Below are 14,292 nucleotides of genomic sequence, written 5' to 3'. Positions count from 1 at the left end.
CTGGGCCTGCGGCTCGGCCGACCACATCGGCGCGACGGGCGCCTGCTGCTCGGGTGCGGCGGGCGCGGCCGACGCGGCGGGCTCGGACCACGCCGCGGCGGGCGCGGACCAGGTCGGCTCGGGCTCGGCCTGCGGGCCCGGGGCGGACCACGCGGGCTCGACCTGCTCGGCAGGCGCAACGGGGGCGGCGGTGTCCGTCCAGGACGGCGCGGGTGCCTCGTCCACGGGCGCTGCGGGTGCGACGGGCTCGGTCCACGAGGGGGCACCGCCCCACGCCTGCGAGTCGTCGGGGACCAGGCCCGGGACGACGAAGGCGTTCGGGTCGACCTCGGGCTCGGCGTCGACGGGAGCGTCGGCCTCCGTGACCTCGGGAGCGTCCGGGGCGGCGTACGCCTCGGGCTCCTCGACCGGCGCGGGCGCCGGGGCGACCTGCGGCAGGCTCGCCGTCAGCGGCGCGGAGAGCGCGTCGAGGCGGGCGGTGTCGGCGGCGGAGACCTCGGGCTCGTGGTCCGCGATGGACGCGGGCACGTCACCGGCGGGCACGTCGAAGGCGGACGCGCGGCGCGGCAGGGCCGGGGCCTCGGGGGCGGCGGGCGGCGCCGTGCCGACCTCGGGCTCGGACTCGGGCGCGGCGTCGAACCCGCCGGTCGAGGCGGCGTCGAACCCACCCGTCGTGGCGGTGGGCTCCGCCGGGGCGCCGGCGCCGGCCGCGGCGTCCTCGAGACCGCGGCCGCGGAACCCGGAGAACAGGCCACCCCGGGGACCGGCCGGCTGCGCCGGGACGTCGTCGGCCGTGTCGGCCGGGACGGCGGGGGCCGGGGTGCGGCTGGGCAGCGAGCCGCGCGCCGGCAGGGCGGCGGGCTCGGTCGGCGCGACCAGCGGCGTCCAGCCGGACGCCTCGGCGGCGATCTCGGGCGACAGCGTCGCCTCGGTCGGCGCGGGCAGGACCACGTCCTGCTCGGTCGGCACCGAGGAGCGCGGCTCGGCGGGCTCGGCCGGGGCGTCGGGCGTGATGCGGCGACGCGGCAGACCCTGCTGGGTCGCCCCGTCGGTCAGCGCGGCCAGGTCGACCGGCACCGCGACGGGGGCCTCGGGCACGGTGTAGCCCGCGGTCTCGTCCGCGGGCAGCACCGCGGCGCGCTGCGCCTGCGTCTGGCCGCCACCGAGCAGCGACGGGTCGTTCGCCGTGAACAGCGCGATCGGGAAGGACACGACCGCGGCGGTGCCGGACAGGTCACCGCGGGCGCGCTTGACGAAGACGTGCGCGCCGAGGCGCTGCGACAGGCGGGCCACCACGAACAGGCCGAGGCGCTGGGCGCCGAGGGCCTCCGTGGGCGACGTGGACGAGATGACGCGGTTCGCGGCCTCGAGCTCGTCGGGCGACATGCCCAGGCCCTGGTCGACGATGCGGACGACGACCTTCTCGTCCTCGACGAAGGTGTGCACGAGCACCGGGGTGCCGGGCTCGGAGAACAGCGTCGCGTTCTCCAGCAGCTCCGCGAGCATGTGCGCGGCGCCGAGGGCGTTGAAGCCGTGCATCAGCGGGTCGGCCTGCAGGTCGAGCTGGACGCGGTCGTACTGCTCGATCTCGGAGGAGGCGGTGCGGACCACGTCGGACAGCGGCATGGCCTCGCGCAGGCGGCGGCCGGAGTCGATGCCCGCGAGCACGAGGAGGGACTCCGCGTTGCGGCGCATACGCGTGGCGAGGTGGTCCAGGCGGAACAGGTTCGCCAGGGTCTCCGGGTCCTCCTCGGTGCGCTCCAGGGAGTCGATGAACGCCAGCTGGCGGCCGAGGAGCACCTGGTCGCGGCGGGCGACGTTGACGAACATCTCCGCGATGGAGCCACGGAGCGCGGCCTGCTCGCGGGCGACCTGGATCGTCGTCGAGTTGACGTCGTTGAACGCCTGGGCCAGGCGGCCCACCTCGTCCTGGGACGCCACGGGGATGTTCGCGAGCGACAGGTCGGGGCTCTCGCCCGGGACGGCCACCTGCTCGACGAGGCGCGGCAGCTCCTCGCGCACGCGGCCGGCGGCCTCCGTCAGGCGGCGCATCGGGACGACGATCCCGCGGGAGACCAGGAAGGCGATGAAGATCGAGAGCACCACGGCCGCGGCGACCAGGCCGATGGTGAGGACGGCCTGCTCCTGCGCCTGCGTGGCGAGGGAGTCGGCGCGCTCGGCGGCGGAGTCGAGCAGCTCGGTGGCGACGGGGCGCAGCAGCGCGAGCTCGGCGTTGGTGAGCGAGTTCCACCGGGTCGGGTCCAGCGCGGACACCGTCAGGGTGTTGCCGGAGGTGAGCGACAGCTGCATCGCGGTGAGGTCGGCGTCGCGGGACGGCAGCTGGATGCTGCCGAGCCGCAGGTTGTTGGTGAGCGCGCGGGCCTCGGTGCGGATGTCGTCCTGGACGGCGAACAGCGCGGCGAGCTCGCGGACGCGGCCCGAGTCGGCGCCGTCGTCGGCGAGGACGTCCTCGGCGACCGGGCCGGCGTGCAGGACCTGCTCGATGGTCTCGGCGATGGCGGCGTACGCGGACAGCTGGGAGGCCAGGGACCGCTCGGACAGCGTCTCGGCGACCACGGAGGTCACGTTGTTGTCGGAGGCGATGACGTCGGAGTAGTTCGAGTCGACCAGCGACGCGGGGATGGTCCCGGCGTCGAGGCGCTCCCGGAACTCCGTGAGGCGGCCGTGCTGGTAGGTCGCGTCCTCGACCGCCTGCTGCACGCGGGGGTCCAGCGCGGACAGGTCGACGGCGCGCACCGCGACACCCAGGGCCGTGACCGCCTCGTCCGTGGCCGAGCGCGAGGCGCCGAGGTTGCCCCCGAGCGCCTTGTCGTCGGCCTGCTGGATCGAGAGCGTCCGCTCCTGCTGCAGGGCCTCGACCGCACGGGCGGTCTGGGGCAGCACCGCGACGACGTCGCTGACCGTCGCGGCCGTGCGGGCCTCGTTGATCGAGCCGGCGGTGATGTACGACGCGATCGCCAGCAGGACGAGCACGGGCACGGCGAGGACCGCCAGCACCTTGGCGCGGATGCCCAGCCTGCGCAGCATGTCGACCTGCCTCCAGTTTTCCCTGTCGTCCGCCCCGTCGGACCGGGTCCCGGTCCTGGGGCGCGGGCTCCCGTCGAGGGCGCCCGTCCGAACTTCCATCGGCGCCCTTCCGCCCCGACATGAGCCCTCCGGGACGTTTCATCCGCTGTGTGCTGCGCGGACACCGCCCGTAGGCTCGCACGATGCAGGTGGTGCAGGTCAAGGCCGCGGGAGGACCCGACCAGCTGGCAACCGCATTCCTCCCCGACCCGGTGCCGGGAGCGGGCGAGGTGCTGGTGCGCGTCGCGGCGGCGGGGGTGAACCGCGCGGACCTGCTGCAGCGCGAGGGCCGGTACCCGCCGCCGCCCGGCGCGCCGGACTGGCCGGGGCTGGAGATCTCGGGCGTCGTCGCAGGTCACGGACCCGACGTGGACGCCTCCGCGTGGCCGGTCGGCACCCGGGTCGCGGCCCTCGTCCCGGGGGGTGGGTACGCCTCGGCGGCGACCGTCCCCGTCGGGATGCTGCTGCCCGTCCCCGACCACGTGGACCTCGTGGACGCCGCCGGGCTCCCCGAGGCGGTTCTCACCGCATGGAGCAACGTCGTGCAGGTCGGACGGCTCGCGGCGGGCGAGGTGCTGCTGGTCCAGGGCGGGTCCGGCGGCGTGGGATCCGTCGCCGTGCAGCTCGGCGCCGCGCTCGGGGCGCACGTGGTCGCCACCGCCGGCGGCGCGGAACGGGCGGAGCGCTGCCGGGCGCTCGGCGCGCGCACGGTCGTGGACCACCGGACCCAGGACGTCGTCGCCGCCGTGCGCGAGGCCACGGACGGGCACGGCGCGGACGTCGTCCTCGACGTGCTGGGCGCGGGCGGGCTCGCGACGAACCTCGACCTGCTCGCCACCGGAGGCAGGCTCGTGGTCATCGGCACGCAGCGCGGCACCCGCGGCGAGCTCGACCTCGGGCTGCTCATGGCCCGCCGCGCCAGCGTCGCCGGGACCACGCTGCGCGCGCGGCCGCCCGCCGAGAAGGAGCGGCTCGTCGCCGACGTCCTGGACCGCGCGTGGCCGCTGCTCGACGACGGCCGGCTGCGGCCCGTGGTGCACGCGCGGCTGCCGCTCGACCGCGCCGCCGACGCGCACCGGCTGCTGGAGTCGGGCGACGTGTTCGGCAAGGTCCTCCTGCTGCCCTGACGGCGCCCGCCCGCGCGGGGCAGGATGGGGGGCATGACCGACAGCGCCCCCGCCCCCGACCCGCGGGTCGTCGTCCTCGGTGGCGGCGCCCCGACGCCGGACGGCGACGCCGACCCGACGACCGCGAGCACCGTCGACCAGCCGGCGAAGGTGATGCGGATCGGCACGATGATCAAGCAGCTGCTGGAGGAGGTGCGCAGCGCGCCGCTGGACGACGCCGCGCGCGCCCGGCTCGCGGAGGTGCACGAGCGCTCCCTGCACGAGCTGGAGGACGGCCTGTCCCCCGACCTCGTGGACGAGCTGCACCGCATCACCCTGCCGTTCGCGGACGAGCAGACCCCCAGCGACGCCGAGCTGCGGATCGCGCAGGCGCAGCTGGTCGGCTGGCTGGAGGGCTTGTTCCACGGCATCCAGACGGCGCTGGTCGCGCAGCAGATGGCCGCGCAGCAGCAGCTCACGCAGATGCGACGCGCGCTGCCGGGCGGGCACGCCCCGGACGAGCACCCGGGCGCCGACGCGGGGCCGGGCCAGTACCTCTGACTCAGCCCGGTGCCGGGGTCCGTCGGGTGGCGGTGAGGACGATCGCCGCCGTGACGCACGCGAGGCCGACGACCTCCCAGCCGTGCGGCAGCTGCCGCAGCGCGACCGCGCCGACGACGGCCGCCGTCGCGGGCAGCATCGCCAGCAGCACCGCGAACGTCGCGGCGGTGACGCGCCGCAGCACGACCTGCTCGAGGGTGTAGGGCACCACCGAGGAGAGCACCGCGATGCCGACCACCGCGAGCGCCAGCCACCCGTCGGTGAGGACCGGCGCGGCGGGGGCGGCGAGGAACGGCGCGAACACCAGCGCACCGGCGGTCATGCCGACGGCCAGCGACGTGATCCCGTCGGGCCGCGGCCGCGGGTCGCCCGCGGCGCCGGGGTCCGTCCGGCCGCCGACGGCGATGCGGCGGCCGAGCAGGATGTACCCGGCCCAGCACGCGGCCGCGATCCCGATGGCGACCAGCCCGCGCAGGCTGTCGGGTCCGCCGGTGCGCAGCTCGACCCCCGCGAGCGCGACGACCCCCGCGGCGGCGGCGACGATGCCGACGCGCTCGCGCCAGGTGCGACCGGTGACGGCGGCGACGGCCACGGGCCCGAGGAACTCGATGGCGACGGCGGTGCCGAGGGGCAGCACGTCGATGGCGACGTAGAACGCCACGTTCATCCCGGCGAGGACGACGCCGAACGCCGCCGAGGCGAGCAGGTCCGCACGCGTCCACCGCATCCGCCAGGGCCGCCGCCACGCGACCAGCAGCACGGCGGACGCGGCGATCCGCAACCACGCCACGGAGGGCGAGGCGATGACCGCGAACAGCGAGACCGCGACCGCCGCTCCCCCGTACTGCGCGAGCCCGGACACGAGGAACAGCACGGGTGCGGGCACGCTCCGCACCCTACGGCCCGCGTCCGTCGAGTGCGGAGAACCGGGTCCGGTACGCCCGGGATGTCCCGCAGGTCCTCCGCACTCGACGCGGCAGGTCAGCCCTTGACCGAGCCCGCGAGCAGGCCGCGGACGAAGTAGCGCTGGAGGGAGATGAACACGATCAGCGGGACGACCATCGAGATGAACGCCCCGGCGGTGAGCACGTGCCAGTCGCCGCCGCGCGAGCCCGCCATCTCGGCGACCGCCACGGTGAGCGGCCGCGACCCGACGTTGGTGAAGGTCAGGCCGACGAGCAGGTCGTTCCACACCCACAGGAACTGGAAGATGCCGAACGCCGCGATGGCCGGGACCAGCAGCGGCAGCAGCACACGCAGGAAGATCTTCACGTGCCCGGCGCCGTCGACGCGGGCCGCCTCCACGAGGGACGCGGGGATGTCCTTCATGAAGTTGTGCAGCAGGAAGATCGCCAGCGGCAGCCCGAAGGTCGCGTGCGCGATCCACACCGTCCAGAACGACCCGTTGACGCCGAGGTTCACGAAGTCCGTGAGCAGCGGCACCAGCGCCACCTGCAGCGGGACGACCTGCAGCGCGAACACGGCGACGAACAGGAACTCGCGGCCCTTGAAGTCGATCCACGCGAAGGCGTAGGCCGCGAGCAGCGCGAGGGTGATCGGGATGACCACGGCCGGGATCGTGATGACGAACGAGTTGACGAAGTACGTCGCGAGGTTCGCGCCCGAGCCGAAGAGGGCCTGCTGGTAGTTGTCGAGCGTGAACTCGGCCTCGCCGTTGAACAGCCCGCCGAAGACGGTCCACCAGCCGGAGCGGCGGATGTCGAGCTCGGGCCGGAACGACGTGACGAGCAGGCCCACGGACGGGACGGTCCACAGGATCGCGATGAGGATCGCGAGGCCAGACGCCCAGGGCGAGGAGAGCTTGCCCTTGGTGGCGATGGCCCGCTTCTCGAGCCGGGACAGGCGGCGAGGCTTCCCGTCGGCCGACGCGGTCTCGTCCAGGGCCTCGCCGACGGGTGCGGTCGGGGGCAGGGGGGTGGTGGTCATCGGATCTCCTCCGACCGGCGCAGCTGGCGCACGTTGTAGATCACGATCGGGATCACCAGGATGAACAGGATCACCGCGAGCGCGGAGGCCAGCCCCTGGTTGTTCTGCCGGAACGCCTGCGTGTAGAACTCGTTCGCGATGACCTGGGTGCCGAACTGGCCGCCGGTCATGGTGCGGACGATGTCGAACACCTTCAGCGTGCCGATCGCGATGGTGGTGAGCACGACCACGAGGGCCGGGCGGATGGACGGCACCGTGATGTAGCGGAACATCTTCGTCCCGTGCAGGCCGTCCAGGCGGGCGGCCTCGACGATGTCGTCGGGGATGGCCTTGATGGCCGCGGACAGCACCGTCATCGCGAAACCGGTCTGGATCCAGACCATGACGACGATGAGGAACACCGTGTTCCAGGGCCCGTTGATGAGGAACTGCTGGGGTTCGAGGCCGATCCACACCAGCACCTGGTTGAGCAGACCGGTCTGCTTCACCCCGGGCTGGTCGGGCTTGAACTCGTAGACGAACTTCCAGATGATCGACGCGCCGACCATGGAGATCGCCATGGGGATGAACACGAGGGCCTTGGCGAGCCGCTCGAAGCGGGTGCGGTCCACCAGCACCGCGTAGACCAGGCCGATCACCGTCGAGCCGAGCGGCACGAGGATCACCCACACCGCGGTGGTGACCAGCACGCTCTGGAACTGCCCCTCGGTGACCGCGCGCCCGTAGTTGTCCAGTCCGACGAACTCGTTGCCGCGCCGGTCGAAGAAGGAGTTCCAGATCGTGATGATGGCGGGACGCACCAGGCCCCACGCGACCAGCAGCAGGGCGGGCCCGGCGAACGCGGTCGCCACCACCCACCGGGGGATGCGCCTGGGCCTGTCGACCAGGAACAGGATCGCCCCCATGACGACCACGAACAGCGCGATCGCCAGGAACATGACGGCGAACTTCTCGCCCGTCGTGCTCGCACTCGTCAACCAGTTCATGTGCCCCTCCGAGGGGTCCGAGCAGGGACGGCCCGCCCGGCGGCCGGGGTCGTCCCCCGGGCCGCCGGGCGGGCCGCTGCGGTCAGCGCCGGCCGGTCAGGAGGCCGGCCAGGACGCCTCGATCTGGTCGGTGACCTCCTGCGTGGAGGACCCGGTGAGCCAGTTGACGATGCCGGTCCAGAACGTCCCGGCGCCGACCTCGCCCGGCATCAGGTCGGACGCGTCGAACCGGATGACGGAGTCGGGGTCGGCGAGGATCTCGGCCGAGAGCTTGTCGAACTCGGTGGCGAGGTTCTCGGGGTCGAGCCCGTTGTTCGCGCTGACCCAGCCGCCCATCGGGGTGGTCTTGGCCTTGGCGTTGGCCCAGTCCGCGCTGGACAGGTAGGTCTGGAACGCCTGCACCTCGGGGCGGTCGTCGAACGCCGCCACGAACTCGCCGCCGCCGAGGACCGGCTTGATGTCGCTCTGGTCGGTCGGCAGGTAGAACGCGTACACGTCGCCGTCCGGCGCGACCTCGGTGCCCTCGGGCCACTGCGTCGCGTAGAAGTTGGCGGCGCGGTGCAGCCAGCAGGTGCCGTCGAGGATCGGGTAGCCCGCGTCCGTCCACGGCGTCGTGGCGATGGAGTCCACGCCACCCAGGCCGGCGTTCACGTAGTCGGGGTTCTTGAGGATCTCCCCGGCGGTGTCCCAGGCGTCCACGATCTGCGGGTCGTTGAACGGGATCTCGTGGGTGTACCACTGGTCGTAGACCTCGGGACCGGCGGTGCGCAGGACGATGTCCTCGATGAAGTCGGTGCCCGGCCAGCCGGTGGCGTCGCCGGACTCCACGCCCGCGCACCACGGCATCGCGCCGTCGTCGACGATCTGGTCGGAGAGGGCGATGAGGTCCTCCCAGGTCTCGGGGACCTCGTACCCGGCGTCGGAGAACATCGACGGGGAGTACCAGACGTACGACTTCACGTTGGAGCCCAGCGGCGCGGCGTAGAACGTGCCGTCGACGGTGCCGTACTCCTTCCAGGACGCGCTGAAGAACTCGTCGACGTTGGCGACGGTCGCGTCCGGCGCGGGGACGATGGCGTCCGGGAAGTCCCCGACGATCGTCTTCAGCAGGCCGGGCTGCGGCAGGTACGCGATGTCGGGTGCGTTGCCGGCCTGGATGCGGACGAGCAGCTGCGCCTCGAACTCGCGCGAGCCCTCGTACTCGACGGTGACGCCGGTGCACTCCTCGAACGGGTCGTAGGAGTCCTCCTGGGTCTGCTGCTCGGGCTCGACGATCGACGTGTAGATCGACACGCTCGTGCCCTCGAGGTCGCCGAACTCCTCGTACGGCGCGCAGTCGATCTCGGTGGCGGCACCGGTGTCGCCACCGTCGGTGCTGCCGCCCCCCGAATCGCCATCGGAACAAGCCGCGAGCGCGAGCGCCAGCCCGAGCCCGCCGGCGATCGCGGCTCCCGTGCCGCGACGACGGATCCTGGTCATGCGATGCCTCCACCTCGTCGTGGTGCATGCCGAGGCGGGGACGCCTCGGTGCGTGCGACCCATGCAAGCGTTTACATGGGCGGCGCACAACCTCTTCAGGGCTACGGCATGATCACGATTCGGTCACGGGTGGTCACGCTCCCATGCGTGCCGGGCTCGGCGCACCCGTCGAGCCCCGCTCCACGAGCGCCGTCGGGAACAGCACGTCGCGCGGCACCGGGGCGCCGGTGATCATGTCCAGCAGCACCGCCGCCGCCGTCATCCCCTGCTCCTGCGCGTTCTGCACCATGGTCGTCAGCCCCAGGTGCTCGGCCATGTCGTGCCCGTCCACGCCGATCACCGACACGTCCTGCGGCACCCGCAGCCCCCGGTCCCGCAGCGCCAGGATCGCGCCCATCGCCATCTCGTCCGACGCCGCGAACACCGCCGTCACGTCGGGGCGCCGGTCCAGCAGGGCGTGCAGCGACTCCCGCCCCCCGGCGACGTCGAAGTGCCCGTGCACCTCCAGCCCGGCGCACGGCAGCCCCCGTGCCGCCATCTCCGCGCGCCAGCCCTCCGCCCGGCGGGCTGCCGGGGACCACTCCAGGGTGTCGTTCGGCTCCCCCGACAGGTGCGCGACGGCCCGGTGCCCGAGGTCCGCGAGGTGCGCGACGGCCCGGCGGGCGGTCGACACGTCGTCCAGGCCCACCGTGACGTGGCCCGGCGCGCCCGCGCCGACGAACACCAGCGGGTGCCCCAGCGCCTCCAGCGCCCGGACCTCCGGCGGCTCCAGCGGCATGCCGACGACCAGCACCCCGTCCACCCGGCGCCGCAGCACGTCCGGGTCCACCCGCGTGCGCCGCCACCCCCGCGCGACCTCGAACGTGCACAGCAGCGCGTCGAAGTCCTCCGCCCGCAGGGCCCGCTCCGCGCCCTCGATGACGTTGGCGAAGAACCAGTGGGCCACCCACGGCGTGATCAGCCCGATCGTGCGCGTCCGCCCGGAGGCCAGCGACGCGGCGGACGGCGACGGGACGTAGCCGAGCTCCTCGGCAGCCCGCTGCACCCGCTCCCGGGTCGCCTCGGTGACGTTGGGCAGGCCGCGCAGGGCGCGGGAGACCGTCGCGGTGGACACGCCAGCCGCACGGGCCACGTCGACGATGCCGTGAGCCATGGGCCGGATTGTGCTCCGCGCGACCCGGCGCGGTCCACCCCGTCAGGTCGCGTCGTGACCGATGCTGCGCAGCACCGCCAGCGCGCCGTCGTCCTCGATCCCGCCCGTGACCTCGTCGGCCGCGAGCCGGACCGCCTCGGACGCGTGGCCCATGGCGACGCCGCGCGCCGCCCAGCGGAGCATCTCGACGTCGTTGCCCCCGTCGCCGACCGCGACGGTCGCGAACGGCTCCACGCCCAGGTCGCGCCGCAGCTCCTCCAACGCGCTGGCCTTGGAGACGCCGCCCGGCGTGAGGTCGAGCCACGCCGACCAGCCCACGGCGTAGGTGACCTGGTGCAGGCCGACCCGCTCGACGAGGGCCTGGAACTCCTCGGGCGTGCCGCCCGGGTCCCGGACGACGACGCGGGTGGCGGGCGTCGCGACCAGCTCGTCGAAGGGGGTCACGGTCTGGTCGCCGGTGAGCTCCTTCTCCGGGAACGGCCGGGACACCCGGAACCCGCGCCCCAGGTCCTCGACGGCGAACAGCGCGTCGGGGAGCTCCAGCTGCAGCACGCGCAGCGCCGGCTCGGGGTCGAACGTGATCTGGGTGGTGACCTCGTAGCCCTCCGGCAGGTCGGGGTCGAGCCGTGCCGTGACGGCCCCGTTGGAGCACACCACCCAGCCGGAGGTGATCCCCAGGTCCTGCGCCACCGGCGCGGCCGAGCGCACGCCGCGCCCGGTCGCGAGCACCACGTGCGCGCCCGCGTCCCGCAACGACGCGATGGCCTCCCGCACCGCGTCCGAGACGACGCCGTCGTAGGTGAGCAGCGTGCCGTCGACGTCGAGGGCGACCAGCGTGCCGGCCGCGGCGCGGGGGTGGCTCATCGCGACGCGCCCCCCACCGGCTCCAGGACCTCGAGGCCGCCGAGGTAGGGCCGCAGGCCCTCCGGGACCCGCACCGAGCCGTCGGGCTGCTGGTGGTTCTCGAGGATCGCGACGATCCAGCGGGTCGTGGCGAGCGTGCCGTTCAGCGTCGCGACCGGGCGGACCTCGCCGTCGGCGGTGCGCTCACGCACCCCGAGGCGGCGGGCCTGGAACGTCGTGCAGTTGGACGTCGAGGTGAGCTCCAGGTAGCGCTCCTGGCTGGGCAGCCACGCCTCGCAGTCGAACTTGCGGGCGGCGCTGGACCCGAGGTCGCCCGCGGCCGTGTCGATGACCCGGTAGGGCAGTCCGGCGAGCGCGAGCATCTCCTCCTCCCAGCCGAGGATGCGGCGGTGCTCGTCCGCGGCGTCCTCGACGGTCGTGTAGGAGAACGCCTCGACCTTGTGGAACTGGTGCACGCGGATGATGCCGCGGGTGTCCTTGCCGTAGGAGCCGGCCTCGCGCCGGTAGCAGGCCGACCAGCCCGCGTACCGCTTCGGGCCCGCCGACAGGTCGAGGATCTCGCCCGAGTGGTAGCCCGCGAGCGCGACCTCGCTGGTGCCGACGAGGTACAGGTCGTCGGCCTCCAGCCGGTAGATCTCGTCCGCGTGCGCGCCGAGGAACCCGGTGCCCGCCATGATCTCCGGCTTGACCAGCGTCGGGGTGATCACGGGGGTGAAGCCCACCGCGAGCGCGCGGTCGACCGCGGCGTTCAGCAGGGCGAGCTCCAGGCGGGCGCCGATGCCGGTGAGGTAGTAGAACCGCGCCCCGGAGACCTTGGCGCCGCGCTCGGTGTCGATCGCGGCGAGGCCCTCGCCGAGCTCCAGGTGGTCCCGCACCCGGAAGTCCGCGCCGTACTCGGCGGCGAAGTCGCGCGGGGTGCCCTCGTGCCGCAGCACGACGTAGTCGTCCTCGCCGCCCGCGGGGACGCCGTCCTCGACGACGTTGCCGATGCGGCGCGCCAGGTCCGTGGCGGTGGCCTCGGCCTCGTCGGCGTCGGCCTGCAGCGCCTTGACCTGCTCGGACAGCTGCTTGCCGTGCGCGAGCAGCGCCTGCTTCTCCTCGCCCTGGGCGGCGGCGACCTTCTTGCCGTGGGACTTCTGCTCCGCCCGCAGGGACTCGAAGTCGGTCAGGGAGGCGCGGCGCCGGGCGTCCGCGTCGAGCACCTGGTCCACGAGTCCGGGGTCGTCACCGCGGGCCACCTGGCTCGCGCGCACGACGTCGGGGTCCTGCCGGAGGAGCTTCAGATCGATCACGTGCCGAGCCTACCGACCCGGGCGGACGTCACACCCGCAGCGGGGGCGTCGCGGGACCGGGGGCCGTAGATTCTGCGCATGACCTGGGAGGGATGGCTCGCGATCGTCGCCGCCGTGCTGTCGGTGGTGGCTCTGGGGGCCGTGCTGGCCGTGGGCCGCGCGGTCGGCCGGGCCCAGCACGCCGTGGGGGGCACCAGCAGCCCGGCGGGCGCCGGTGCTGAGCACGTCGAGCCGCACCGACCCCTGGTGGCGTTCGTCGCGAACCCGTCGAAGCCGGGGGTGCCGGAGCTGCGGCCCGCCGTGCGCCGGGCGTGCGCCGAGCAGTACCTGCCCGAGCCGCTGTGGCTCGAGACCACCCCGGAGGACCCGGGCATCGGCCAGACCAAGGACGCCCTCGGCCGCGGAGCGGACCTCGTGGTCGCGCTCGGCGGCGACGGGACGGTCCGCGCGGTCGCGGAGGCTCTGGTCGGCACCGGCGTCCCGATGGGCCTGATCCCGGTCGGCACGGGCAACCTGCTGGCCCGCAACCTCGACATCCCCCTCGGGGACCCGGTCAGCGCGCTGCAGGTGGCGCTGGAGGGCACCGACCGGACCATCGACGTCGGCTGGCTGCGGGTGCTGAAGTTCGAGTCCGACGTGGACGACGACGTCGCCGAGGCGTCCGACGACCTGCCCGCGGACACCGACGTGCCGCGCGACCACATCTTCCTGGTGATCGCCGGGGTCGGGTTCGACGCCGCGATGGTCGCGGACGCCGACGACCAGCTGAAGGCGAAGGTCGGCTGGATCGCCTACTTCGTCGCGGGCATCAAGCACCTGCACGGCCGCCGCCTGCGCACGGTCGTGCGCCTGGACGACAAGGCCGCCGAGCCCGCCCGCGTGCGCAGCCTGCTGATCGGCAACTGCGGGCGGCTGCCCGGCGGGATCACGCTGCTGCCGGACGCCGAGCTGGACGACGGCTGGCTGGACATCGCCGCGATCGACACCCGCGGCGGCGTCGCGGGCTGGGCGCAGCTGTTCGGCGAGGTCGTGCTGCAGGGCGCGGGCGTGCGCACGCAGCTGCCCAACAAGATCGGCCGGATCGACCACGCCCGGGCCCGCGAGGTGCACCTGCAGATCGCGGGCGGCGAGTGGGTGCAGGTCGACGGCGACGTCCTCGGCCAGGTCACCGAGCTGTCGGCGCGCGTCGACCCGGGCGCCCTGAAGGTCCGGGTCCCGGCCTCCTGACTCTCAGACGGTGCCGCCGCCGCGGACCGTGCGCAGCCAGTCCCGGGCCGTCCGGAAGTCCGGGTCCGCGGTGCCGAGGTGCACGTCCGTGACCTTCGCGTCCGCGCGCGGGTACGAGCCGAGGTAGCGCACCAGGGGGCACACGCGGTGCAGGCCCATGAACGCCTCGCCCATCCGCTCCTCGGCGATGTGGCCCTCGGCGTCGATGGAGAACGAGTAACGACCGAGCGAGTCGCCGATGGGCCGGGACTCGATGCGGGACAGGTTGACCCCGCGCGCCGCGAACTGCTCCAGCATCGTCAGCAGCGCGCCCGCCTCGTTGCTCGGCAGGTGCACGACCAGGGTCGTCTTGTCGGCGCCCGTCGGCGCGGGGACCTCGCCCGGGCGCCCGACGACGACGAACCGGGTGACGGCGTGCGGGTTGTCCGCGACGCCCTCGGCCAGCACGCGCAGGCCGTAGTGCGGGACCGCGGCGGGCGGGACGAGGGCGGCGTCGAAGCCCAGGTCGTCGGCGGGCAGCGGTGCGACCGGCACGGCGGCGGAGGCCGCGTCGGCGGGGCGGGTGCCGCCGCCGGCCAGCGCCGCGAGCT

Annotated in this window: 12 protein-coding genes; 3 read left to right on the top strand and 9 right to left on the bottom strand. The window is 74.2% G+C overall.

What is annotated here, in order from left to right; all coding sequences use genetic code 11:
* The coding region (locus EBM89_RS16675; protein WP_122150777.1) for a sensor histidine kinase at positions 1–3,048 on the bottom strand (3,048 nt) is incomplete at its 3' end.
* Between the two features lie 182 nt (positions 3,049–3,230).
* On the opposite strand from EBM89_RS16675, the gene EBM89_RS16670 reads away from it, so the two are divergent.
* Together EBM89_RS16670 and EBM89_RS16665 are read left to right on the top strand one after the other, a co-directional pair.
* Positions 3,231–4,214 (top strand): NAD(P)H-quinone oxidoreductase, encoded by a 984-nt coding sequence (locus EBM89_RS16670; protein WP_122150776.1) that lies wholly within the window; start codon positions 3,231–3,233, stop codon positions 4,212–4,214.
* A gap of 33 nt (positions 4,215–4,247) precedes the next feature.
* Positions 4,248–4,754 (top strand): bacterial proteasome activator family protein, encoded by a 507-nt coding sequence (locus tag EBM89_RS16665; protein WP_122150775.1) that lies wholly within the window; start codon positions 4,248–4,250, stop codon positions 4,752–4,754.
* Position 4,755: 1 nt separating this feature from the next.
* On the opposite strand, the gene EBM89_RS16660 is transcribed toward EBM89_RS16665, so the two are convergent.
* From EBM89_RS16660 to serS, 7 genes are all read right to left on the bottom strand, one after another.
* Positions 4,756–5,640, bottom strand: a complete 885-nt coding sequence (locus EBM89_RS16660) for an EamA family transporter (protein ID WP_122150778.1) — start codon at positions 5,638–5,640, stop codon at positions 4,756–4,758.
* Positions 5,641–5,735: 95 nt separating this feature from the next.
* The gene (locus EBM89_RS16655; RefSeq protein ID WP_122150774.1) at positions 5,736–6,701 is read right to left on the bottom strand and encodes a carbohydrate ABC transporter permease; all 966 of its coding nucleotides are present in this window, start codon (positions 6,699–6,701) and stop codon (positions 5,736–5,738) included.
* Entirely contained in the window at positions 6,698–7,687 is a 990-nt protein-coding gene (locus EBM89_RS16650; protein WP_122150773.1) for a carbohydrate ABC transporter permease, read from the bottom strand. Before EBM89_RS16650 ends, EBM89_RS16655 begins: the two co-directional genes overlap by 4 nt.
* Positions 7,688–7,783: 96 nt before the next feature.
* Positions 7,784–9,166 carry an ABC transporter substrate-binding protein gene (locus tag EBM89_RS16645; RefSeq protein WP_122150772.1) on the bottom strand — a complete coding sequence of 461 codons (1,383 nt, stop codon included), beginning with the start codon at positions 9,164–9,166 and terminating at the stop codon, positions 7,784–7,786.
* 133 nt (positions 9,167–9,299) lie between these two features.
* The gene (locus EBM89_RS16640) at positions 9,300–10,319 is read right to left on the bottom strand and encodes a LacI family DNA-binding transcriptional regulator (protein WP_122150771.1); all 1,020 of its coding nucleotides are present in this window, start codon (positions 10,317–10,319) and stop codon (positions 9,300–9,302) included.
* A 42-nt stretch (positions 10,320–10,361) separates the two neighbouring features.
* Positions 10,362–11,183, bottom strand: a complete 822-nt coding sequence (locus EBM89_RS16635; RefSeq protein ID WP_122150770.1) for an HAD family hydrolase — start codon at positions 11,181–11,183, stop codon at positions 10,362–10,364.
* The gene (serS, locus tag EBM89_RS16630; RefSeq protein WP_122150769.1) at positions 11,180–12,475 is read right to left on the bottom strand and encodes a serine--tRNA ligase; all 1,296 of its coding nucleotides are present in this window, start codon (positions 12,473–12,475) and stop codon (positions 11,180–11,182) included. Before serS ends, EBM89_RS16635 begins: the two co-directional genes overlap by 4 nt.
* A 78-nt stretch (positions 12,476–12,553) precedes the next feature.
* On the opposite strand from serS, the gene EBM89_RS16625 reads away from it, so the two are divergent.
* Entirely contained in the window at positions 12,554–13,702 is a 1,149-nt protein-coding gene (locus tag EBM89_RS16625; protein ID WP_122150768.1) for a diacylglycerol/lipid kinase family protein, read from the top strand.
* Between the two features lie 3 nt (positions 13,703–13,705).
* Here EBM89_RS16625 and EBM89_RS16620 read toward each other — a convergent pair.
* The coding region (locus EBM89_RS16620; protein WP_305038149.1) for a prephenate dehydratase at positions 13,706–14,292 on the bottom strand (587 nt) is incomplete at its 5' end.

This window comes from Cellulomonas triticagri (assembly GCF_003696205.1).
In the GTDB taxonomy this organism is placed as follows: domain Bacteria; phylum Actinomycetota; class Actinomycetes; order Actinomycetales; family Cellulomonadaceae; genus Cellulomonas; species Cellulomonas triticagri.
This window is presented reverse-complemented; position numbering and strand designations above follow the sequence as displayed.